Source organism: Actinokineospora globicatena (assembly GCF_024171945.1).
GTDB classification, from domain to species: Bacteria; Actinomycetota; Actinomycetes; order Mycobacteriales; family Pseudonocardiaceae; genus Actinokineospora; species Actinokineospora globicatena.
On record NZ_JAMTCR010000004.1, the window covers coordinates 798713 to 821258 of the forward strand.

General features: G+C 66.6%; 23 protein-coding genes and 1 pseudogene. 12 read left to right on the forward strand and 12 right to left on the reverse strand.

The window, feature by feature from the left end; all coding sequences use genetic code 11:
- The first annotated feature begins 60 nt into the window (after window positions 1–60).
- Entirely contained in the window at window positions 61–564 is a 504-nt protein-coding gene (locus LV79_RS22500) for a hypothetical protein (protein WP_253840156.1), read from the forward strand.
- 82 nt (window positions 565–646) lie between these two features.
- Window positions 647–2092 (forward strand): recombinase family protein, encoded by a 1446-nt coding sequence (locus tag LV79_RS22505; RefSeq protein WP_285469913.1) that lies wholly within the window; start codon window positions 647–649, stop codon window positions 2090–2092.
- A gap of 238 nt (window positions 2093–2330) precedes the next feature.
- On the opposite strand, the gene LV79_RS22510 is transcribed toward LV79_RS22505, so the two are convergent.
- The 4 genes from LV79_RS22510 to LV79_RS22525 all read right to left on the reverse strand — a co-directional run bounded on the left by LV79_RS22510 (window position 2331) and on the right by LV79_RS22525 (window position 6214).
- On the reverse strand, window positions 2331–4463 hold the full coding sequence (locus LV79_RS22510) for a P-loop NTPase family protein (RefSeq protein ID WP_253840157.1): 2133 nt from the start codon (window positions 4461–4463) through the stop codon (window positions 2331–2333).
- Window positions 4464–4608: 145 nt separating this feature from the next.
- Window positions 4609–5514, reverse strand: a complete 906-nt coding sequence (locus LV79_RS22515) for a hypothetical protein (protein WP_253840158.1) — start codon at window positions 5512–5514, stop codon at window positions 4609–4611.
- Window positions 5515–5522: 8 nt separating this feature from the next.
- Entirely contained in the window at window positions 5523–5867 is a 345-nt protein-coding gene (locus tag LV79_RS22520; protein WP_253840159.1) for a hypothetical protein, read from the reverse strand.
- Window positions 5864–6214: a WhiB family transcriptional regulator gene (locus tag LV79_RS22525; RefSeq protein ID WP_253840160.1), complete on the reverse strand. Its 351-nt coding sequence runs from the start codon at window positions 6212–6214 to the stop codon at window positions 5864–5866. Before LV79_RS22525 ends, LV79_RS22520 begins: the two co-directional genes overlap by 4 nt.
- A gap of 612 nt (window positions 6215–6826) precedes the next feature.
- On the opposite strand from LV79_RS22525, the gene LV79_RS22530 reads away from it, so the two are divergent.
- From LV79_RS22530 to LV79_RS22540, 3 genes are all read left to right on the forward strand, one after another.
- Window positions 6827–7282 (forward strand): Imm1 family immunity protein, encoded by a 456-nt coding sequence (locus tag LV79_RS22530; protein ID WP_253840161.1) that lies wholly within the window; start codon window positions 6827–6829, stop codon window positions 7280–7282.
- Between the two features lie 561 nt (window positions 7283–7843).
- Window positions 7844–8557, forward strand: a complete 714-nt coding sequence (locus LV79_RS22535; RefSeq protein WP_253840162.1) for a Scr1 family TA system antitoxin-like transcriptional regulator — start codon at window positions 7844–7846, stop codon at window positions 8555–8557.
- Complete coding sequence (locus LV79_RS22540; protein ID WP_253840163.1) at window positions 8554–8937, forward strand: helix-turn-helix domain-containing protein; 384 nt, start codon at window positions 8554–8556, stop codon at window positions 8935–8937. Before LV79_RS22535 ends, LV79_RS22540 begins: the two co-directional genes overlap by 4 nt.
- 131 nt (window positions 8938–9068) lie before the next feature.
- Here the strand turns inward: LV79_RS22540 and LV79_RS22545 are convergent, their stop codons facing one another.
- Together LV79_RS22545 and LV79_RS22550 are read right to left on the reverse strand one after the other, a co-directional pair.
- The gene (locus tag LV79_RS22545) at window positions 9069–9608 is read right to left on the reverse strand and encodes an NUDIX hydrolase (protein WP_253840164.1); all 540 of its coding nucleotides are present in this window, start codon (window positions 9606–9608) and stop codon (window positions 9069–9071) included.
- A 26-nt stretch (window positions 9609–9634) separates the two neighbouring features.
- A complete protein-coding gene (locus tag LV79_RS22550) occupies window positions 9635–10879 on the reverse strand; it encodes a helix-turn-helix domain-containing protein (RefSeq protein WP_253840165.1) in 1245 nt (414 codons plus the stop codon).
- 449 nt (window positions 10880–11328) lie between these two features.
- On the opposite strand from LV79_RS22550, the gene LV79_RS22555 reads away from it, so the two are divergent.
- On the forward strand, window positions 11329–12015 hold the full coding sequence (locus LV79_RS22555) for an alpha/beta fold hydrolase (protein WP_253840166.1): 687 nt from the start codon (window positions 11329–11331) through the stop codon (window positions 12013–12015).
- A 64-nt stretch (window positions 12016–12079) separates the two neighbouring features.
- Here the strand turns inward: LV79_RS22555 and LV79_RS22560 are convergent, their stop codons facing one another.
- Both LV79_RS22560 and LV79_RS22565 read right to left on the reverse strand, forming a co-directional pair.
- Window positions 12080–12454: an FKBP-type peptidyl-prolyl cis-trans isomerase gene (locus LV79_RS22560; RefSeq protein WP_253840167.1), complete on the reverse strand. Its 375-nt coding sequence runs from the start codon at window positions 12452–12454 to the stop codon at window positions 12080–12082.
- Between the two features lie 80 nt (window positions 12455–12534).
- Window positions 12535–13242, reverse strand: coding sequence for a GAF and ANTAR domain-containing protein (locus tag LV79_RS22565; RefSeq protein ID WP_253840168.1), 708 nt, complete (start codon window positions 13240–13242; stop codon window positions 12535–12537).
- A 153-nt stretch (window positions 13243–13395) separates the two neighbouring features.
- Between LV79_RS22565 and LV79_RS22570 the strand changes: the two genes are divergently transcribed.
- From LV79_RS22570 to LV79_RS34620, 4 genes and pseudogenes are all read left to right on the forward strand, one after another.
- Window positions 13396–14103 (forward strand): response regulator transcription factor, encoded by a 708-nt coding sequence (locus LV79_RS22570; RefSeq protein WP_253840169.1) that lies wholly within the window; start codon window positions 13396–13398, stop codon window positions 14101–14103.
- Window positions 14103–15260 (forward strand): sensor histidine kinase, encoded by a 1158-nt coding sequence (locus LV79_RS22575; protein ID WP_253840170.1) that lies wholly within the window; start codon window positions 14103–14105, stop codon window positions 15258–15260. The genes LV79_RS22570 and LV79_RS22575 overlap by 1 nt, the downstream gene beginning before the upstream one ends.
- 298 nt (window positions 15261–15558) lie before the next feature.
- Window positions 15559–16017, forward strand: a pseudogene (locus LV79_RS34615) (DUF6359 domain-containing protein); the annotation flags it as partial.
- Complete coding sequence (locus LV79_RS34620; protein ID WP_372495425.1) at window positions 16009–16797, forward strand: endonuclease I family protein; 789 nt, start codon at window positions 16009–16011, stop codon at window positions 16795–16797. The pseudogene LV79_RS34615 and the gene LV79_RS34620, both read left to right, overlap by 9 nt.
- 37 nt (window positions 16798–16834) lie before the next feature.
- Here the strand turns inward: LV79_RS34620 and LV79_RS22585 are convergent, their stop codons facing one another.
- The 3 genes from LV79_RS22585 to LV79_RS22595 are packed head-to-tail and all read right to left on the reverse strand — an operon-like array spanning window position 16835 to window position 18148.
- Window positions 16835–17191: a DUF4180 domain-containing protein gene (locus LV79_RS22585; RefSeq protein WP_253840172.1), complete on the reverse strand. Its 357-nt coding sequence runs from the start codon at window positions 17189–17191 to the stop codon at window positions 16835–16837.
- Entirely contained in the window at window positions 17188–17607 is a 420-nt protein-coding gene (locus LV79_RS22590) for a helix-turn-helix domain-containing protein (protein WP_253840173.1), read from the reverse strand. The genes LV79_RS22585 and LV79_RS22590 overlap by 4 nt, the downstream gene beginning before the upstream one ends.
- A 40-nt stretch (window positions 17608–17647) precedes the next feature.
- A complete protein-coding gene (locus tag LV79_RS22595) occupies window positions 17648–18148 on the reverse strand; it encodes a YdeI/OmpD-associated family protein (protein WP_308208957.1) in 501 nt (166 codons plus the stop codon).
- Between the two features lie 199 nt (window positions 18149–18347).
- On the opposite strand from LV79_RS22595, the gene LV79_RS22600 reads away from it, so the two are divergent.
- Window positions 18348–19442: a chromate transporter gene (locus LV79_RS22600; RefSeq protein ID WP_253840414.1), complete on the forward strand. Its 1095-nt coding sequence runs from the start codon at window positions 18348–18350 to the stop codon at window positions 19440–19442.
- On the opposite strand, the gene LV79_RS22605 is transcribed toward LV79_RS22600, so the two are convergent.
- On the reverse strand, window positions 19429–20193 hold the full coding sequence (locus LV79_RS22605) for a TetR/AcrR family transcriptional regulator C-terminal domain-containing protein (protein WP_253840174.1): 765 nt from the start codon (window positions 20191–20193) through the stop codon (window positions 19429–19431). The genes LV79_RS22600 and LV79_RS22605 overlap by 14 nt on opposite strands.
- Window positions 20194–20257: 64 nt before the next feature.
- Here LV79_RS22605 and LV79_RS22610 point away from each other — a divergent pair, with 64 nt between their 5' ends.
- Window positions 20258–22522, forward strand: coding sequence for an ATP-binding cassette domain-containing protein (locus tag LV79_RS22610; RefSeq protein ID WP_253840175.1), 2265 nt, complete (start codon window positions 20258–20260; stop codon window positions 22520–22522).
- Window positions 22523–22546 lie beyond the last annotated feature (24 nt).

Genomic DNA, 22546 nt, shown 5'->3' on the forward strand with positions numbered 1-22546 from the left:
GTGTTTATTACGCTAGCCGTCGGAGTTGATCACACCCAGTCCCCGGCGAAAGGTCCTCCCATGCGCGCCATCGCCCGCGCGGCCGCCGTCCTGGCCGCCGCCGCGACCGCCCTCTTACTGGCCACCGGGTCCGCCGGTGCCTCGACCGGCACCGAGCACGACCCGGTGTCCGCCCCCGACGCCACCACCGCGTCCGTGCTGGTCACCAAGCTGACCCACAGCGACGCCGCGTCCCGCCTGCGCTCATCCGGCATCACCTGGTCCTCCAGCGGCAACTGCAGCGACCGGTCCAAGCCGAACTGCACCTCGTTCGACCAGGTCAACCTCGCCACCATCCAGGGCGCCCAGACCCTCAAGAGCGCCACCGGCTGCGCCCTCAACGTCACCGGCGGCACCGAGGTCGGCCACGCCAGCGGCACCTACAGCCACTACAACGGCTACAAGCTCGACTTCGCCCTGAGCAGTTGCCTGACCAACTACATCAAGGGCACCTTCACCTCCATCGGCGGCAACAAGTGGCGCGCGGGTAGCGGCAACGTCTACTACCTGGAGAGCAACCACTAGCACATCCTTGACCTGCATACTAATCAGCTCTGGTCCAAGATGGAGGTTCAGGGCGCGGTAAGGGCAGGCCAAGGGAGTCGCTATGCAGCGGTGCGTCCGGTACTACCGGAAGTCTTCTGGGGATGACTTCGCCACGCAAGAGATGCGCTGTGGGCAGTACGAAGCGCGCATGGGGCTCACGCTAGACCCGTCGCTTGGGGAATCTGGCGTGTATCAGGATGCGAATATTTCAGGCGGTCGTGATGACCGTAAAGGATATAACGCTTTGCTTGCTGACATCGTCACAGGGAAACTTAAAGGCTACTTCTTGATCGTGCGCGATCAAGAGCGTTTGACTCGTGGTGAATCCTCGCGCTTCGAGGAAGTCGCCTACAATGCTGAAAAGTCGGGCGTACGCATATTTGATGCCACTACTGGCCGCGAAATAAAGGACGACTTGACTTCGGGTGTGCTGGCCGTCATCGCCAGGCAGGATAGAAAACGAACGTCGATCCTGATTTCCAACAATAAAGAGTTGCGTGCACTCCAGGGGACTACGCCACGCTCAAGCCATCGTCGTTTCGGCTACGCTCATGGTTATACTCAGATCGTGTGGGAGGAAGCGAAGACTTGGCGCAGAGCCAGGAGATGGGTACTCGCGGGCTGGTCTCTCCACCGGATCGTGCAAGCGCTGCGGAGGCGCGGAGAAGCAACTATGACAGCGGGTTCGCAACTTGATATCTCGCGGTTGAAGCGAATGCTTGTTGACTACACCTATGCCGCGTGGCGGGTGTTCTCGCGCGATCTTGAGATCAATGGAGTGGCGGTACCAAAAGGGCAGCCCATTGCCAAAGGGACTTGGCCTGCTATTGCGACCCGCGAGGAGATCGACGAACTGCGAGAAATCTTGGCTGGCAAGAAGTCGTATCACCCTGGCGGCAAGGAGGCAAAGAGGTTGCTCCTGGGGGTTCTCGTGTGCGACGAGTGTGGGACCAAGCTTTCGACTGGGTATGTGATCCAACTTCAGCGCGGACTCAGGTACGGAAGTAAAGACCGACCCAAGGTCAAGTACTTTGTCTATAAGTGCGACAAACAAAAGCCATGGGCTTGTGGTGGTGTTGCTCGCGACGGTATGACGCTTGACAGGTTCATGGTCAATCTGACATACGAAGCGCTTAAGCGCCTTCCTCGGCCGGTCGGGGGGTCAAAGCCTGCCAATCAGCGGAAGCTTATCGAGCAGGCAAAGGATAAGATTGCTGAGGCGCGGGCGGCATACAAAGCAGACCAGATCGGCTTGGACGATTTTGTTGATGTGCGTAACGAGATGACGGAGCGTATTGTCGAGCTTGCGAGAAGCAGTGAAGCAGAGGCAATGCCTATTGATAGTGCAGACGCATTCCTGGGTGCGGATATGGACTCCCAGCGCGACACCATCCGGCGACTTTGGCCGGTGATCGGCTTGAAGAAGGCCGGGAAGGGTGTCCGATTTAAGCCGGATCAGCTGGTATTCCCTGATGGCGGGTTTGAAAACGCGGAGGGTCACAAGTAAGTCGGACAACTTCGGATAAAGAGATGGCCCCGACCACTGCTGGTCGAGGCCATTTCCTTACGTTGACGTGCTCCGCAATATGATTTGAATATCTCTTGCTTTCTCTTCATCGAAGAATCCATTGTCTGCCAGTTTTGCGACGAACTGACTGATCCAGTCGGCCTCTGCTGTGCGAGGTGTGTTGGATGGCTCGGGCTGCTTTCGGTGGGCGTTGCCGCCGGGGGTGTCGGATCGTGGTCTAGTCGTCGTGGTGTTCGCTCCCCTCTTGGTTCGGGAGGGAGGCGGGTTGTCCGGTCGTTGAGGTTGGTTCCGGGTGGGTTGTGCGGGTGTGGTAGGTGTGGCGGAGGTGGGTCCCTGGTGGGGGTTTGTGCTGGTCAGGAGAGGGATTTTGGTGCAGGGAGGAGGTAGGGGGAGTTCCCTGGCTCCCGGGGTGTTCCCTGGTGTGATCCCGGTAGGTGATGGCGGTGGTGATGTCGTTGGTGCGGATGACCATGTGGCCGTCGGACTTGCGGGGTGGGATGCCGTGTTGGTCGAGTAGGGCGCGTAGGTCGCGGGCGGTCCAGGGTTCGTAGGTGGTGGGGTTGAGTGCTGCGAGTCGGGCTAGGACGGTCTGTGTGCGTACGCGGGGTTCGTGGTTGAGGACGTGGTGAATGTCGGCAAGGGGGTCGGGTGGTGGGGCCTCGATCGCCAGGTGGGCGCGGGTGGTGGTGAGGGCGTGTGAGTGGTTGGCGCGTAGTGCCATGGCGCGGTGGATGACCGGGGTGACCATGTCGCTGCCGTCCTCGAACGGCACGTAGAAGGTGCGGATGAGTTCGAAGGTGTTGTCGGTGACTCCGACCGCGACGCAGGTGCCTCGGTCGGTCTTCATGCGTAGTTCCGTGGCGCGGATTCCGGCGCGGTACTTGCCGGATCCGAGTAGTCCGTCGTTGGCGATGTGGTCGGCCACGGCGAACGCGACTCCGCAGGAGATGTTGCGGGTGATCTCCTTGGGGATGCTGTCCTTGGTGGGTGATTGGGTGGCGAGTAGCAGGATGATGCCGTATTTGCGGCCGCGTTTGATGAGTCGGACGGCCGCTTCTTGTGCTTGTTTGCCGTAGCGGGGGTGTTGGAACAGTTCGTGGCATTCGTCGATGGCCGCGAGGAGTGGGTGCAGGCCAAGGCGTGGGTTGTCGGCGAGTCGGCGGGAGACCTTCGGGGGTCGGCCGGGTTGCTCACCGAGGACCTTGCCGCGTCGCTCCATCTCCCGCAGGAGATCGTCCAGGGCCTGTACGGCGTCAGCGGCGACTGAGTCGTCCATCCCGACGCGGTAGCGGCTCAGACGAGGCGCCAGGGGCTCGAAATCGGGGCTCTCGCCCATGACGTAGGTCCACAGTTCCGCCGTGGGGTCCAGGGCAGCCCCGAGCATCAGCACCCGCAGGACGTTGGTCTTGCCCTGTCCGGGTCGGCCGCCCGCCAGCCAGTTGGTTTCGATGAGGGGTGCGTTGATCACGGCGCCGCGTTGGGACAGGCCGAACGGCACCCCGTCGAACAGGTCCACGGTCCCCTCGTGCAGCAGGGGCCAGTCACCGGCCCCGCCGGACAGGGTGCCCTTGTCGGCGACCCACAGGTCCAACACCCCGTCTTCCTCGCCGGTGGTGGGCCAGGTCTCCAACGCGGCCCGGCCCAGGTTGGCGGCGAGTACCTTGCGGCGGTCGGTGACCATCTCTGCGGTGACCCCGAGGGGTAGGCGGACCTGTGCGTGGGTTCCGTCGCCGTCCTTGCGCGCGGGGACGCTGTAGAGCAGTTCCCCGCCCTTCTTGAAGAACGCGGACAGTGGTGCGATCCCCAGGTGCGCCAAGGCTTTGGAGATCATCCGTTCGTCCACCCAGGAGTCGGAGTCGGCGCGGTCCGGGCGGGTGAGCCACCCGGCCCCGGGGGTGCGGTCACGGCCCTCCCACACGGCCGCCCCGACCGCGCCGAGTGTGGCCGGCCACGGCAGCCACGACCACACCGCCACCACGGCGCCGGTGATCGCGTCTCGCACGTCGTAGAGCGCCCGTAGCCACCCGGGCATGTCCACCCGGTCGACCAGGGCATCGAGCAGTGCCAGCAGCACCACCAAGGCGGTCACGACGGCGGCGGTGATCAGCACACGGCGCAGGGCCGCGCCGAGCTTGACCCAGCGGGCCCGCGCGTCGGCGCGGATGAGTTCCTGGGCGGTACGCCGCGCCTGCGGATCACCGGCGACCCGTGCCGCGCGGGCATCGGCCCGCAAGTCCGCGTAGGACGCCCAACGCCACCCCCGATCGACCCACCGACCCGCACCACGCACGAGGAACCACAGCAACCGGCCCAGGTCGCGGGGAGCCTTCCGGAAACGGTACGAGACCACCGGTCGCCCCCTGGCGAACATGTCGCGACCTGCGGAAACAGCCTGTCGGGTCACCTTGGTCATCCCAAGCCGCAGCGACCAGTTCCGTTGTGCCGCAACGGGTTCCTCGCTCAGTAGCTCCGCATCGAACACCTTACGGGCCAGTTCACGACGAGACATCGCTTACACCACCCCGCTTCCCCGGCCCGCCCATGTCCACTGTGGTGGTCGGGCCGTCGACCTCGGGGCCGATGTCGGGCGAGTCGAGACCGGCGAGAACCTCAGCGGCGACCCGGGAGGACAGCCCCCGCGAACACTCCGTCACTGATCGGGCCCACGCCGCTGTCACCGTGACCCCGGGCGCCCACGCGGCGCGTGCGTCGGCTACGTAGTCGGCGAGCAACTTCCGGCGACGCGACCCGGGGGCGGGATCGTCTGGCCGTTCATGAACCGGTGCCGCGTCCACGGCAGCGGTGTTGTCGCCGGGCGCCGGATCGCCGTCCGTGAACGCGTCGGGGCCGTTCACGGCCAGGTCCGGCCGGGTGGTCTGGTGTAGGTGCGTGGCGTGGGTGAACGCGGCGGAGACCGTCTCGGTGAGCTTGTCGCGCAGGTCGGTGATCGCCTCTGCGGCCACGAACACCACCAGCGGCGGTACCGAGTGCAGCACGATCCCTGAGAGGGACCCGACCGCGTACGACGCCCACGTGTTCATCACATAGGTAGCGGCCAGGGTGAACCACTTCGCCCGCCGCACCCACGGCCCGGTCACGACCTGGTACCGGGCGGTGAGCTGTTCGGCCCGCAGGATCGCCAGCAACACCAGCGACACCGTGGGATCCAGCAACCACGCCGCCAACCACACCAACGACCACGGCGCGGCCCCGTTAGCGGCGAACTGCTGGACGTTGGTCATCGTGAACGCCAACCCCAACCCGATACCGGCCCAACACAACCGGTCCACCTGGGCACGGACCTGCTCCACCCGCAACGCCACCACGTCCGGGTGCATCCGGTAGGCCCGCACCCGCGCCGCAACCGCCGCGTCCTGGGCAAGACGGTCCGCCCTGTCCATCGCCGCGTTCATCGACGCCCCCGACGATGTCGCCGTTCATGAACGGTGCTCCCGCTCAGCGCCCGAACCAACGCCCACGACGCGACCAGCGCGGGCACCCCCAACGCCGCCACCCGCGCCCACCCCGTCACGGTGGGGTGGGTCAACACCAACCACTGCACACCGACGATCAGCAGCGCCCCGGCCACCGTCCGCCCCACCAACGACACCGACCCACCGCCCACACCGGCTAGCAGTGCCGCGTCACGGGCCCTGCGAGCCGAGGCACGCCACGCCCGCGGCAGCAGTGCGACCACAATCACGGCGACCAGGCCCACGACCACGGCAGGCGCCGCACTCGATCCCGTCGTCACAGGCCACCACCGACCCCACCGGCCGCGTCGGCACGCCGTTGTGACCAGAGCGCGAACACCGCCCGCCGCTCGTCCTCCGGCAGCGGCCCCCATACCCCGCTGATGGCATAGCCGTAGGCCCGCAGGTCCCATTCCAGGCACTCACGCTGCACCGGGCATGACCCGCAGATCGGCGCGACCAGCTCCCGATCGGCGCGGTTGTCACCGGTCCACTCCGGTGTCCGCTCCATGGTCATCAACCAGCCGCACGTACCGTCCCGGCGCACCACGTCCGCTAGCTCGTCGTCAGACATCGGCGCCACCCGGTCCAGATCGGTGACGACCCACTCGACTACCTGCCGCTTCACAGGGCCTCACCCCCGGCCGGAACTGTCGCCAGTTGTGCCACCGCGCACACCGGAACCCGCAGACCATCCCGGGTCTGCACCACGGGCAGAACACCCACCCGTACGGCACGACACACATTCGCCTTGCTCGCACCCAGAAGCCATGCCACCTGACCAATGGACAGATGATCAGAGCGTGTGAATCTCATCGATTATTGGTCCTTTGCTCGGTTGTTCCGATCCCCGTCCGGGGAGCGGTACAACCAGTAAGGCGCCGAACCTGAACGCCTACTATGCCGACGCGGGAATACTGGTATTCCTCGCTCGGAATATCCCCTGGTCGAGCCGCGTGGGCGGCATGAAAATATTCCGGAAAAGAATATCGGGGCGCGAATATTCCAGCCGAGAATAGTCGATCTCTTGTCACCGCGCGGCGCGTTAGCGCGAATGGGTGAACATCCGCCTGGGGTCGCACTGTCTGTCGATTTCGGCGGTAGCCCTGAACAGGTGTTATGCCGCCACGGGAATGTGGTATTCCCGCACTGGCATAGACATTCCCCGGGGGTGGTGCTTACTTGTCGTGCCCGTCCACCGGGGACGAGCGGTACGTCCGTAGCAAGGGAGCGTTCGGCGATGGTCGACGATGACCCGCCCATGATTGTCACCGCGACGCTCACCACGGGTATATCCCGTGTGACCAACGGCCTGCGCGAGTCGATCAACCTCATTGAGGAGGTACTCGAAACCGAACACGTGACGTGGGAAACGATCCTGCTGATCGGCGACCACGAGTACCGCACAACCCTGGCGGGACCCGTGCCCAACAGTCAGTTTCGGGTCAGCGTGCGTCCATCCCTCGGTGTGGCGGCGCTCAACTACACCGACCACGACGATCGCGACATGCCGATAGCCGTCACGCACAACCCGGGCCACCCGCAGGCAGGGGCGGAACTGATCTTTAGCGGGAGTACCGGGATGACCTTTCCATTCGGATGTGCAGTCAGCATTGAGTCGGCACATCTCGCTTTGGTCGAATGGCTGCACCTCCGGCGGCGCCCGACCAGTCTCCAGTGGCGCCCGTTCTCTTAGAGAAAAACGTGCCCATGAAAGGAGGGCTTGAACTTGAGTACCGGGATATACTTTGTCATCATTCTGCTCGGCGTGTCGGCAGTGGCGCTTATCCTGTGGGCGTTCACCCCCTCGAATAGACCCCATCGAACCCCCTACCAAACCCGCCCCGCGTCACATTTGCTCGCAGACCTTGGTGTCATTTCGATGACGTTTACCAACGGTTCTCAGCATCTTGTCGCCGAGAACCAAGCGGCGACATGCGGAAACCATGGCGTCTACACATCGGTATGCGGTACCACGGGGCTACTCCCAGAGCCACTGTTTGTCCCACCCTGCGCTCCGTGCGCGGTGTGTACCCGACTGGTTAGCCTCCACAGCCGTGCACGCGGGACTGGGGAGGAAACAGCAAAGTCGGCCTAGTCCGTCGGATGACCTTTGACAAAGGTCGTCGTCCTCCGAGTCGGGTGGGCCAGCGAGATATGCCCATCTTGCTGGCCCACTGCGGATTCTGCTAACGAAATATGAGGTGTGGTGGTGAACGTCCGAATCCCCATTGCTCGGGCTATAGTACTCGGATCGATGATCAGAGAAGCGCTCGACAAACTGTCAGATACTCATCAGGTTGTAGCTGAACGCTGCGACTTGCACAGATCTGATCTCTCGCGCTTCCTTGCTGGCAAGCGGTCGATTTCGGAGCCCGATCTCGTCACGCTCGCCGGTGTGTGTGGCTTTAGGTCGCGAAAGGAACGCGCGATGCTCGTAGGTCTTCACCGAGATCGCGAAAAGTTGGAGTGGTGGCTAGGCCCTGCTGACAAGGATCTTCAAGACAAGGCGGATGTATACCTCGAAGATTCTTCTTGTACTGTGGTCAGTTACGCACCCCACGAAATCCCACCGGAACTGCGGACGGACTGTCACCCGGGACCTGGCCGTGTCGAGCGAAATCTAGGTCAGGGGCCGCATCGAACGTACTATCTGGGCCTTCCTGCTTTGCGGCGACTAGGTTTGACAACCAGTGTCGCGCAGGAGCAAGCCAGACTTCTCTTCTGGCTTGAAGCGAGTCCGCTGGTGACTATTCGAGTCGTACCAGACCCTGGAACTGTCGCGCCATTTCGTCTTTTCGACTTGGTCGAAGGCCGAAAGCTCGTCAAGGTCGATCTTTCGGGCATGGGGATGGTTTTGGAGTCGCTGGGCGATGTCAGGCACCATCAGAAGTTAATAAAAGAGATTGACGCCGCTGCCATCAACGAAGAACAGACTCGATTGCTGCTCGCGCGGATTGCGGACCCGTGAGAATTCGGGAAGGCGGAGGCGGCAGGGAGAACTGGGTAGCAGTTGCGACGGTAATCAACGACTGCATGAACTCGCTCAAGTTGCCCCAGAAGGTGCTAGCCGAGCGCTCCGGAGTTTCTCAGGCCGTCGTTCGTGAACTCCAATATAACACCAACGAACGCAGGAGAAGCCGCCGAACTCTTGAGGCACTTTCTGTAGCGCTGGGACTGCACCCAGATCATCTCAAGAGTGTCAGCCTGGGAATCGAACCCTTGCCCGTAGATTACGTAGAGGAAACAGAACTTGCAAAGCTGGAAAGAATTGAAAAGCAAGTCGGCTTGATTCTGGAGAAGGTTGAGGGACTTCGCGGCTGCCAGTGCGGGCATCCCGATCGTGACTAAAGCCCGAACCTTGGCGGTCGCGAATCGCTGAGAAGCCAGCCCCGACAGGGCTGGCCCTCTGCATGGTTGTGTGGTTTCTAAAGCTTGCCAGGCAACTGGGCGCCTATGGGGTGAGGCACCTCGGATAGCGCCTACTTCTGCGAGGCGATTAGCTTGTCGTGCAGTAGCAACAACGCTGCGATAGCATTTGCGCTCCGGACATCGCCCTTGCTGATAAGGTCATGAACCCGACTAAGGGCTACCCATTCGCGTCGACCGGATTCGAAGTCGTCTTCGGGATAACCCACATATTCCGCGCCGTCTGCCCAATACACGTGATGCAAAGAGTCGGAAAGTCCATTTGCGGGTTCCATTGTAATCAACTTCTGCAAAGGTCCCGCTCGCCAGCCGGTTTCTTCTAGCATTTCACGCGCTGCGGCTTGTTCGATCGTCTCGTCATCCTCGACTACGCCGGCTGGCAACTCCCAGCCCCAGGTGTCTGTTATGAAGCGATGGCGCCACAACAACAAGACTTCTTTGTTTTCGTTGAGCGCCGCCGTAAGTGCCACTGGTCGTTGGCGAATGACGAAGTGGGAAAGATGTCGACCGTCTGGCAACTCAACGTCTGCAAGCTTTACCTTGAACCAGTCATTCTTGTAGACGTCCTCTTCGCCGTGGTTCTTCCATTTCATCTTGGCGATATCCCTCTCGTTGGTGCTTACAGAATCACGGCGATAGCGCTGTCAATTCTAGCTATTGCTTCTCTGCTGGTTGTGGTCGGCTGGCTTGCGAACTCGGCTCTGAGCTTGGCGAATCTGCTGCTAAGGCGTCGCGAGTCCATCCCCCTAGCCGTATCGACCATTTGACACGCCAGAGAGGAAGCTCGCTCGATATCTCCCATAGCCATTTCGAGGGTCGCCATCGATGCGAGCCTGTTTACCTTCCCTCTGGGATGCCCATCGCTGACCAGCGCCTGTTCCGCGTAGTGGCCAGCGGCGTGAAACTCCCTCAGGCTCGCCAAAGCTTCGGCAAGTTGCGCATGTAGATGACCCTCTTGGGCGTAACTCGCTTCAGCGATGTCGTGACTTCCAGCGAGTCGACCGGCTGTGTTCTCGATCTCCCGAATCATGGCCATCGCTTCCGAGCGGTCACCCATGAAGGCCAAAGCCTTGGCTTTCATCGTTTGCAGGTCGATCAGCAAGGGCGACGGTGGCACCTTCTCGGACGAACGTAGCCCAACCTCGGCGAGTTGCAATGCTGACTTGTAGTCTTCCAGAGCTAGCGCTTGATTGACCATCAACGCGAGTACGTATGCGTGAAACCCGTAGTCACGGGCTGCCTCTGCGATCAATAGCGCGTGCGAGAATCGGGAGTACGCAACTGACCAATCTTCTGAGTCATATGCGCACACGCCCGCAAGTGCGACGAGGCCGCCCATGGCTCGTTGCGACTTAAGGCCCATATTGCCGTCTCCGGCCATCCCAGTCAGCAGCGGCAGTGTTTGCCTTGCCAAGTACATATCGATGCGATTGCCGGTGGTGAGGCCACCCGAACTTCTATACATCTGCTCAAAATGTTCTCGGGCCGAAATCAAGCGCTCCACGTGTGTGGTCGGATCTTCATTCAACAAGTTCGAGGGCGACCATGGCACCACTTTTTGGGGGAGTTCGAGTGTCGCGGCGATTGTGGTCGCGCTGTCCATGGTCGCGCTGCCCAGAGTCGTGGCGCTGGTCCGCCGCTTTTCGCCCGGAAAGTCAAACCAGAGAAGGTCTTTCGGTATTTGCAGGACTAGCGCGTACCTTCGGAGAACTTCCAGATTTAGTTCGGGCTTGCCCTTCTCGGCTTTGCTGACCTGTGCCTGTGTCAGACCTAGCCAGCGGCCCAGGAGTTCCTGATTGAGTGGCTTGCCAAAGAGTCTGAGGTGGTGTGGGTGGTTCCGGTAGGCCCGGAACGCCTTGCCCATGTGTTGACTGTCGAACGCGGCGCGGAACTCGCCAGTGTCGAAGAACTCGTGAGAGTAAAGGGGTGGGGTGCGGAGTTGGTCGCGCAACTCCCTGTGACACCTAACGCACAGGGTTGCGGTGTTGTCTGCCGCAAGCGCTGACCCGCAATTCGGGCATGTCCGCCCTGCCCCCGCCGGGATGCCCTGCGCGGGGAGGCTGACCCCGCGCTCCTCTCCACCCCCGTGAGCCACCTCGCTACCTCCCCTGCGTTGACGTCGTCCTGCTGTGACGCAGAACTCAACCTGCCTGCCATAGGCTGGTGTGAACCCCCTCTGACCAGCGTACATCCGACGCAGGGCGGCGTGTCGCTCACACTCCGTGTTGTATGCAGCTTGACGGAGAGCAATCACTGGGACGTCACGTTCTACAACTGCGGCGGCTGCTGACCCCGTGGGGCAAGATCGGGGTCGTGACTGAACACCCGACCCTGGTCCTGTTGCACGGCCTCGCAGGCAGCGGAGCGCTGTGGGACGGCTTGGACGCCGCTTCCCAGTGGGACGGCCCGGTCGTGGCCCCCGACCTCGCGGGTCACGGCGCCGCCACCCCGCTGGAGCGCTACAGCTTCGGCGCGCTGGCCGCCCGCGTCGCCGCCGCGCTCGACCCCGACCAGCCCGTCGCGGTGCTCGGCCACTCCCTCGGCGGGGTGGTGGCCCTGGCGCTGGCGTCGGGCTGGTTCGGCGTCCGGGTCACCTCGGTCGTCGCGCTCGGGGTGAAGCTCAGCTGGTCGCCCGACGAGTTGGCCAAGGGCCGGGCGCTGGGGGCGAAGCCGCCGAAGGTGTTCGAGACCCGCGCCGAGGCCGAGGCGTGGGCGGGCAGGCTCGCCGGTCTGCCGTCCGGGCCGGTCACGGAGTTCGGCGGCGGGTGGCGCGCGGCGGTGGACCCGAGGGCGTTCGCCGTCGGGCGGCCGGACCTGCCGGGGCTGCTCGCGGCCGCGCGGGCCAGGGTGACGCTGGCGGCGGGGGAGCGGGACACGATGTCGCCGGTCGAGCAGCTGCGGACCCTCGTGCCGAACCCGGTCGTGCTGCCCGACGTCGGGCACAACGCGCACGTGGAGGACCCGGCCGCGACGGCGGTCCTGCTGGAGTACTTGCGCTAGCGGTGGATCCCCCGTCCGGCACCGTGGTGGCGATCCGGTGCCGGACGGGGTGGTGCTGGGGCGCCTAGTTCACGCCGAGCAGGTCCACGACGAAGATCAGGGTCTCGCCCGGCTTGATCAACGCGCCCGCGCCGCGTTCGCCGTAGCCCAGGCTCGGCGGGATGACCAGCCTGCGCCTGCCGCCCACGCGCATGCCCGCCACGCCCTGGTCCCAGCCCGCGATGACCCGGCCCGCGCCGAGCGGGAAGGCGAAGGCCTCGCCCCGGTTCCAGGAGGCGTCGAACTCCTCGCCGGTCGAGTGGGCGACACCGACGTAGTGCACCGACACCAGTTGGCCGGGGGTGGCCTCGGGGCCGTCACCGACGGTGATGTCCTGCACCGCCAGCTCAGTGGGGGCGGCACCCTCGATCGGGTCGACCTCGGGCTTCTGCAGAGCCATGCGTGCTCCTCGTACTCGACTGCTCGGTCCCGGCAATCCTCTCCTGACCGGTCCCGGCCTGCGCGACGACCCCGCCGTGCTCAGCCGCGCGCGGCGAGCCGGACGTGCGCGGCGCTGCGCACGACCTCGGCGGCGACCTGGGCGATCTTGAGGTTGTGCGAGCGCGACAGCGACCGCAGCTCCTGGAACGACTCCGACGCCGACTGGTGGTGCCGCTCGGCGAGCACGCCCTTGGCCTGCTCGATCAGCACCCGGCTCTCCAGCGCGGACTGCAGCTGGTCGGTGAGGGTCTGGCGCTGCCGGACCGCGCGCTCGGCGTTGATCCCGATCGCGGCGATGTCGGCGACCGCCTGCACGGCGGCGACCTGCTCGGCGTCGAAGGCCTGGTCGGCCACCCGGTAGAGGCAGACCGCGCCCAGCGGCGTGCCGCGCAGTCGCATCGGGACGGCGTGCGCGTGCGCGAACCCGGCCAGGGTCGCGACCCCGGTGATCGCGGGCCACCGGGTGACCGGACCGCCGTTGGCCGCCGCGGTCGCGAACGCGGTGCTGCCAGGGCCGTGCTCGTGGTGCCGGTCGAACAGCGCCGCCACCCGGCTCTCGCCCGCGTGGGGGTCCGTCGACCGGAGGGAGCCGTCGCTGTCGGCGAGGAGCACCGCCGCGCTGTCCGCCGCCGCGAGCGCGGCGCAGTGGTCGGTGAGTCGTCGCAGGTAGGACACCAACTCGAAATCGGGTCCCAGCGTGTCGGAAAGGTCGATCAGCACATCGGCAAGCCGTGCTCGCGTAGCCATGGGTTCGCGCCTCGCTCGCAATTGTCGAAAAGGTCTCAGGTATTGCCCGAGTGGTGGTCACCCGTGCGGCGGTGGGTGTGTTCTCACAGTGATACCGTCCTGCCTTGGCCACGCTGTCTGCGGGAGTTCAACATTTCGTCAACGGGGCGGGAAGTGGAATCCGAGACCCGATCCGACCGCCCGGCGGTCGTGCTCGTCGAGGACGAGCCCGACCTCGCCGCGATGGCCAGGGACTTCCTGGTCCGCGAGGGGTTCCAGGTGCTGCTCGCCGCCGACGTGCGGACCGGGCTGCGGCTGCTGGAGACCGACCGCGTCGACCTCGTCGTGCTCGACCTCGGCTTACCCGACGGCAACGGGCTCGACCTGCTGCGCGCGGTGCGCGGGCGCGACAACCCGCTGCCGGTGATCGTCGTGACCGGCCGCGGCGAGGAGGCCGACCGGGTCGTCGGGTTGGAGCTCGGCGCCGACGACTACGTCGTGAAGCCCTACTCCCCACGGGAACTGGCCGCGCGCATCCGCGCCGTGCTGCGCCGCAGCGGCGCGCCGCCACCCCCGGCCACCGCGATCCGGGTGGGTGGGCTGGTGATCGACACCGGCGCCCGCGAGGTGCGCAGGGCGGGCACCCCGATCGCCCTCACCCCGCGCGAGTACGCGCTGGTGGAGTTCCTCGCCAGCGCCCCCGGGCAGACCTTCTCCCGCGAGCAGCTGCTCGACCACGTGTGGGGCTCCTCGTCGCGCTGGCAGGCACCGACCACAGTGGACGAACACGTCTACCGGGTGCGCCGCAAACTCGTCGCCGCCGGGGTGACCGAACCCCGGATCACGACCGTGCGCGGATTCGGCTACCGGCTGGACCCGTGATGGACTTCGAGTTGTTGTTCACCGCCACGCCGTCGCACTACCTGGTGCTCGGCCCCGATCTGGTCATCGTCGAGGTGAATCCCGCGTACGCGCGCGCGACCGGCAAGAATCGCGCGGACCTGATCGGCACGCACATCTTCACCGCGTTCCCGGACAATCCCGATCTGCTCGCCCCGGACGGGGTGCGCAACCTGCGCCGTTCGCTGGAAACCGTCCTGGCGACCGGGCAGCCCGACACCATGCCGATCCAGCGCTACGACATCGAGGTCGGCGACGGCGTGTTCGAGGAGCGGCACTGGAGCCCGGTCAACACCCCGCTGATCGGCCCCGACGGCGCGATCGGCTACATCCTGCACCGGGTCGAGGACGTCACCGACCTGGTCGTCGACCGGCCGACCGACGAGCGGTTGCAGCGCCTGGAGATCGACCTGTTCGTCCGCTCCCGCGAGCTCAAGGCGGCCAACGACCGGCTCGCCGAGGCGGGGGCGGCGCTGCGGCGCGAGCACGAGGTCAAGGACGGGTTCTTCGCCGCGGTCGCGCACGAGTTGCGCACCCCGCTGAGCGCGCTGCGGGTCGCCACCGAGCTGCTCGCGCTCGACGTCGCCCAGCACCCGGCGCTCGGGGTGCTCGACCGCCAGGTCACCGCGCTGAGCCGGATGGCCGACGACCTGCTCGACGCGGGCCGGGTGATCACCGGCGGGCTGCGGGTGGACCGGGTGCCGGTCGACCTGGGTGAGGTGGTCGCCGACGCGGTGGGGCCGCCGGGGCTGCACGGCCGCGAGGTGCTCGTCTCGGTGCCCGCCGAGCCGGTCGTGGTGGTCGGCGACCGGGTGCGGCTGGGGCAGGCCGTCAACAACCTGCTGTCCAACGCGGTCCGCTACAGCGCGGCGGGGACGGTGGTGCGGGTGGGGCTGGTGGTGGAGCCCGGCACCGCCGAGCTCACCGTGGCCGACACCGGGATCGGCTTCGACCCGGCGGTGGCGGCCACGCTGTTCGAGGGGTTCACCCGGGTGGCCGATCCCCGGGTCGGCGGACTCGGGTTGGGCCTGGCCATCGTGCGCGGGGTGGTCGCCGTGCACGGCGGCACGGTGACAGCGCACAGCGACGGACCGGGGACCGGCGCCCGGTTCGTGGTCCGGCTTCCGCTGTTCGGGTGACACAGTCCACTGCGGAACGCGGTCGCCCGCGCCGCGTCCACTCCAGTCGGTAACACCCACCCGGCCTGCGGCGACTACACCATCGCGGCCCTGTCACCCCCCGACGGCAGGGCCGCTTCTTCCTTTCCCGGCCCCTGCGCCGCGGTGCCCGAGCGCCGCGCACTGCCATCACGTGGCCATCGGGAAGCTCCACCACGTTCATGCTTTAGTTGGTTGATTCATGGCAGTCTTCACTCGAAAGTGAAACCAGAGTCACGCTCTGTCGACTTTGGTCACCGTCGGGGAGAGGACATCGCCCATGCGAGCCAGTCGCTGGTCCCTGTTAGCCCTGCTGGCCTGCGTCACCACCGCCGTGGTGGCACCGCAGGTCGGGTCACCCGCGGAGGCCGCGGGATCATCCACCGAGGCCGCGGGATCATTCACCGAGGCTGCGGGATCATCCACGGCGGCCGCCGCGCCGATCACCGTCTCGGCCGCCGTCGGCGCCCAGAACGGGTCGTCGGCCACCGTCCGCGGTTACGTCGTCGGCCAGCCCACCGCGACCACCACCGTGGTCCGGTCGAACTACCCGTCCGACTACGCGCTCGCGCTGGCCGACTCGGCCGCCGAGACGAACCACACGCGCATGGTCTACGTGCAGATCACCACGTCGTTCCGGGCGGCCTACGGGCTCAAGACGAACCCGTCGCTGCTCGGCGCCCAACTCGACGTCACCGGGTCGCTGAGCGCGTACTTCAGCCACGCCGGGCTGACGTCCACCACCGCGTTCGCCCGGGTCGGCACCCCGCCCACCACGACGACTACCCCGCCCACCACAACGCCGCCCACGACGACCGCGCCCCCGACGTCGACCGACGACTACTACCAGGCGGCGATCGGCAAGACCGGGCCGCAGCTCAAGACGGCGCTCAACCAGATCATCCGGGTCGGCGACAAGCTGAACTACGACCAGGTCTGGACCGCGCTCAAGGCCACCGACCAGGACCCGGCCAACCCGAACAACGTCATCCTGCTCTACAGCGGGCGCTCGCAGAGCAAGTCGACCAACGGCGGCGGCGCCAACGACTGGAACCGCGAGCACGTCTGGGCCAAGTCGCACGGTGACTTCGGCACCGCCACGGGCCCCGGCACCGACCTGCACCACCTGCGCCCCGAGGACGTCTCGGTCAACTCCAACCGCGGCAACAAGGACTTCGACACCGGCGGCTCGCCCGCCGCCGAGGCGCCGGGCAACCTGACCGACAGCGACTCCTGGGAACCGCGCGACGCGGTCAAGGGCGACGTCGCCAGGATGATCCTGTACATGGACGTCCGCTACGAGGGCGGCGACGGGTATGTCGACCTGGACGTCAACGACAGCGTCAACAACGGCACCGCCCCGTACCACGGCAAGCTCTCCACCCTGCTGCGCTGGCACGCCCAGGACCCGCCGGACGCCTTCGAGCGGCGCCGCAACCAGGTGATCTACGACAGCTACCAGCACAACCGCAACCCGTTCATCGACCACCCGGAGTGGGTGGCCTCGATCTGGGGCTAGCCGGTCGAAGGGCCGCCCCCGGTCGCGGGGCGGCCCTTCACTCGAACTTCGCGGCGACCTCGTCGGCGGTGTCGAGCAACCAGAACTGCTTGCCCTGGTTGGTCTCCCGCCGGAACGCGCGCAACGGCTCGCTGCGCTCCAGGTGCGCGGAGATGTCGCCGACCACGACCAGCACCATCCGGTAGTTCACGAACTTGCCGACGAAGGCGCCCGCGAACCCGCTGCTCAACACGAAGAAGCTCGGGTCCAGCCTGCCCGCCGGGAGCACCACGGCACTGGCCTGCGCGCCCCACGCCTCGCCGATCAGGTCGAGCGCGTCCTGCTCCCCGGTCAGCACCGGGCCCTCCGCCGGGCAGTGCAGCACCGTCTCCGCGCCGTACTGGGTGATGGTCATCGGTCTGCTCCCGCGCTTCCTCGGTCGGTTACCACGTCGATCAACCGGAGCAGTTCGGCGGTCGTGACCAGGCCCCCGAGCAGCATCACGGTCATGCTCGCGCGCTCCTCGTCGTAGGACAGCTGCACGCGGACCTGCCCACCGGTCCCCGACCCGGCGGCCGCGGTCAGCAACGTCGCCACCCGGTCCATGTCGCCGCGACTGATGGCGTCGACCCGGACCGTGGTCGCCACCTCCACGTGCCGGTGCCTGCGCACGGGAGGCGCCCCCGTCACCGCGTCGAGATCCTCCCGCGCGATCCGGTACTGCTTCCCGATCCGAACGGCCTTGAGCTTCCCGTCCCGCACGTAGTTCCGCACCGTCCGGACATGCAACCCCAGCTCATCGGCGACCTGCTCGACCGACAACCACTCCATGTTCCCCAAAGTACCCTATCGTTCGGTGTAATGGGGAACTTTACGGAGTGGTGAGCGCAGCAACAACCTTCTCGACTCTCCGCTGCCTCGTCGCCTCGGTCTTGGCGTCCGTCACAGACAGCACATGCGCCCGCTGATGCGAGTAGGACAACTTGTCGAACGCCCCCCGCGCGCCACCTGCCTCAAGCGCCTCCGCCAAATCCCCCGGCACCTCAACCACCCGCGGCTCGGTGTCTACCTCTATGTCCACCTGCACCGTGTCCCCAGCCGCCACTCCCGCAGCCGTCCGGTTCTCGCCACTGAGCGGCACAAAGTAACCCCCATCATGCGGCCCCGTGGTCGTCCGGTACGTGTAACTCCCGATCGTCACCTTCACCGGCACTCGCTTCTTCGGCCCTAGAGCCGCCAACACCTCCTCCGGCACCCGAAGACCAGTAGCCGACTTCCCACTCAACTCCACCGTCGTCTCAAATCGCATACCCGGCAGTATCCCCCTCCCGCACCTCTCGTCCACTAAGGACGCTTTCACGGCCACGCCCATGGCCCGGCTGGACCCCGGTCACCTAGCCGCAAGCGTCACGCACGGCGTCCTCCACGGCTATCTCCCAACCATCCACGTTGACTTCGCCCCGTCGACCAGTTGGCGGCCGCGACCTGGGTGGTCGTCCGGGCTCAGGGGTGGTGTTCATCAGGCGGATGTCTTGGTGTTGCGGGGGGTGCGCGAGGATTCGGGGGTGGATGTGGGGTTGCGGACCATCGCGTGGGAGTGGGGGCGGATTGGGTGTCTGGGGTTTGGGGGGCCGCCTGCGCATGTGGCGTTGTTGAGGGGGTTGGTGGTTGCCAAGCGGGGGTGGATGAGTGAGGGGGAGTTCGAGGATGGGGTCGCGGTGACGAATCTGTTGCCGGGGCCCGCGTCGACCCAGTTGGCGATTCTCTGCGCTTGGCGGTTGCGGGGGGCGGCGGGGGCGATCGTCGGTGGGTTGTGTTTCATCGTGCCGGGGTTGGTGCTGATCCTCGCCCTCGCCGCGCTGGTTCTCGCCGAGCACGCGCCTGCCTGGGTGCTTGGTGCTGCCGCCGGGGCTGGAGCCGCGGTGCCCGCCGTGGCCGCCCATGCCGCGTGGGGGCTCATTCCCGGCAGTTGGAAGCGGGCGGGCGTTGAGCGGGCGGCGCGGGCCAGGTGGATCGCCTACCTCGCGGCGGGCATTGTCGCGGCGGCGGTGACGGGGCCCTGGGTTGTGGTCGTCCTGGTCGTGGCGGGCGCGGTGGAGATGTCCGTGCGGGTGCCGTCGGCCAACCAGATGGCCTGGCCGGTGCTCGCCGGGTTGCCCGCCAGTGGGGGACTGGTGTGGGTCGCGGCCAAGGTCGGGGCCCTGTCCTACGGCGGCGGGTTCGTGATCATCCCGTTGATGCGCGAGGACGCCGTCGACGTCCACGGGTGGATGACCGACGCCGAGTTCCTTAACGCTGTCGCGCTCGGGCAGATCACCCCGGGGCCGGTAGTGCAAACCATCGCCGTTGTCGGGTACGCGGCCGCCGGGTTGGCGGGCGGTCTCCTCGCGGCGACCATCGCGTTCGCGCCGTCGTTCGTGTTCGTCCTCTTGGGTGGCCCGCGCCTGGACCGGCTGCGAGACAACAAACGTGCCCAGGCGTTCCTCACCGGTGCGGGGGCGGCGGCGATCGGCGCAATCGCGGGGACCGTCATCCCACTGATGCTCACGCTGACGCACTGGTGGCAGTTCGTCATGCTCGCCATCGCAACGGTGTGCTTGCGGTGGGGTGTGGTCGCAACGTTGGTCGGCGCTGGTGTTGCGGGCGCTTTGATCAGTTTGCTCTGACCGCGATCCCGTCCAGCAACACCCCGAGGCCGACCTCAAAGCTCACCCGCGCCTCCTGCTCCATGTACGGCTCGGACTCGTTGATCTCCTTGTTGCTCTGCACCCACGTCAGCAACGGGTACCGCTCCCCGAACCCGGGCGCGACCTCGATCAACTCCGCTGAGCGCGCGTACCACCACTCTTCGTCGGACTGCCCGGTCTCGCGCGCGGCCCGGCGCGAGTCGTTGACCACAGCCGCCGCGCCCTGCACCAGGTAGGTCAGCTCGCTCATCACGCCGACCACCACCGGCGCGGGCAGCCCCGCGGGCCGCAGCACGCGCAGCAGCCGCTCGGCCGAGTCGAGCTCCTTGGGCCCGAGCACCGGCCGCGCCATCGACACGTGCAGGACCCACGGGTGGCGCAGGTAGAACTCCCACCGCTCCCACGCCCACGCGGTGACCCCGGCCCGCCAGTCGTCGAGCGCGTCCGCGACCAGTTCGCCGTGGACGTGGTCGTACATCAGGTCGAGCAGCTCCGCCTTGTCCGCGACGTAGGTGTAGAGCGCCATCGCGGTGCGGCCGAGCGCCTCGCCGACCGCGCGCATCGACAACCCGGCCATGCCCTCGGCGTCGGCGACCGCCACGGCGGCCTCGATGATCGCGGCCACGCTCAGCGTCGGCCGCGGCCCCGGGCGCGCCTGCGCGGCGTCCGGGCCGCGCCAGAGCAGGGCCATCGTCCGACGGGGGTCGCCCTGGGCGGCGAACACCACCACGCACCATCTCCTTATAGCGTAAAGTGACCGGGCCGAGGTCAGTTTACCCTGTAAGGAATCACCCATGCAGCTTCACCCCGCGGACTCCCACGACGTCATCCAGGTCAGGGGGGCCAGGGAGAACAACCTGGCCGACATCTCCCTCGACCTGCCCAAGCGCAGGCTCACCGTGTTCACCGGCGTGTCCGGCTCCGGCAAGTCCTCGCTGGTCTTCGGCACCATCGCCGCGGAGTCCCAGCGCATGATCAACGAGACCTACACCGCGTTCGTCCAGTCCTTCATGCCCGCCCAGAGCAGGCCGGACGTGGACGCACTGCACAACCTCAGCGCCGCGATCATCGTCGACCAGGAGCGGATGGGTGCCAACGCCCGCTCCACCGTCGGCACCGCGACCGACGCGTTCACCATGGTGCGCATCCTGTTCTCCCGGCTGGGCACCCCGCACATCGGCGGCGCGGGCGCGTTCAGCTTCAACGGCCCCGAGGGCATGTGCCCGGAGTGCGAGGGCCTCGGCCGGGTCTCGGCGGTCGACGTCGACGAGCTGGTCGACCGGGACCGGTCGCTCAACGAGGGCGCCATCACGGCGCCGAACTTCGCCGTGGACTCCTGGTACTGGCAGGCCTTCGCCCAGTCCGGCCTGCTCGACCCGGACAAGAAGATCCGCGACTACACCGAGGTCGAGCTGGCCGACTTCCTGCACAAGCCGCTCACGAAGATCAAGGTCGGCACGATGAACCTCAGCTACGAGGGCCTGGTGGTCAAGGTCCAGCGGCTGTACCTGAGCAAGGAGCGTGACTCGATGCAGTCGCACATCCGGACGTTCGTCGACCGCGCGGTCACCTTCGCCACCTGCGGCGCGTGCGAGGGCGCGCGGCTCAACCGCGCCGCGCTCTCGGTGACCATCGACGGCCACACCATCGCCGACTGCGCCGCGATGCAGATCAGCGACCTCGCCGCGTTCGTCGGCAAGATAGAGGACCCGTCGGTCGGCCCCCTGCTTTCGGTGCTACGCGGCACGCTCGACTCGCTGGTGGAGATCGGGTTGGGCTACCTGAGCCTGGATCGTGAATCGGGAACCCTCTCCGGCGGCGAGTCGCAGCGGGTCAAGATGGTGCGGCACCTGGGGTCCAGCCTCACCGACGTCACCTACGTGTTCGACGAGCCCACCGTCGGCCTGCACCCGCACGACATCGCGCGGATGAACGACCTGCTGCTCCGGTTGCGCGACAAGGGCAACACGGTGCTGGTCGTCGAGCACAAGCCCGAGGTCATCCGGATCGCCGACCACGTCGTCGACCTCGGTCCCGGCGCGGGCAGCCACGGCGGCCGCCTCTGCTACAGCGGCGACTTCGCCGGTCTCACCGCCTCCGACACCCTCACCGGCCGCCACCTCGGGCACCGCGCGCGCCTGCGGCCCCAGCCGCGCACCGCGACCGGCCAGATCCCCATCCGCGGCGCCAACACCCACAACCTGGACAACGTCGACGTGGACGTCCCGCTGGGTGTGCTGACCGTCGTCACCGGGGTCGCCGGGTCGGGCAAGAGCTCGCTGATCCACGGCTCCCTGTCGAAGCGGTCCGGGGTAGTTGTGGTGGACCAGTCCGCCATCCGCGGCTCCCGGCGCAGCAACCCGGCCACCTACACCGGCCTGCTCGACCCGATCCGAACCGCCTTCGCCAAGGCCAACGGGGTCAAGCCCGCGTTGTTCAGCGCCAACTCCGAGGGCGCCTGCCCGACCTGCAAGGGCATCGGGTTGGTCTACACGGACCTGGCGATGATGGCCGGGGTGGCCTCGGTGTGCGAGGACTGCGAGGGCAAGCGCTTCACCCCGCAGGTGTTGGCGCACAAGCTCGACGGGCGCTCCATCAGCGAGGTCCTGGCCATGTCGGTCGCCGAGGCGCACGACTTCCTCAAGGTCCCGGCGGGCCGCAAGATCCTCGACCGGCTCGTCGACGTCGGTCTCGGCTACCTGAGCCTCGGGCAGCCGCTGACCACCCTGTCCGGCGGTGAGCGGCAGCGGCTCAAGCTCGCGATCCGCATGGCGGAGAAGGGATCCACCTACGTGCTCGACGAGCCGACCACCGGCCTGCACCTGGCCGACGTCGACCAGCTTCTCGGCCTGCTCGACCGGCTGGTCGACGACGGCAACACCGTGGTCGTCATCGAGCACCACCAGGCGGTGATGGCGCACGCGGACTGGATCATCGACCTGGGGCCGGGCGCGGGCCACGACGGCGGCCGGGTCGTGTTCACCGGCACCCCGGCGGACCTGGTCCAGCGCGGGGACACCCGCACGGCCCAGCACCTGCGGGAGTACGTGGCGTCCTGACCGACCGCGCGGGTCCGCGAGCCC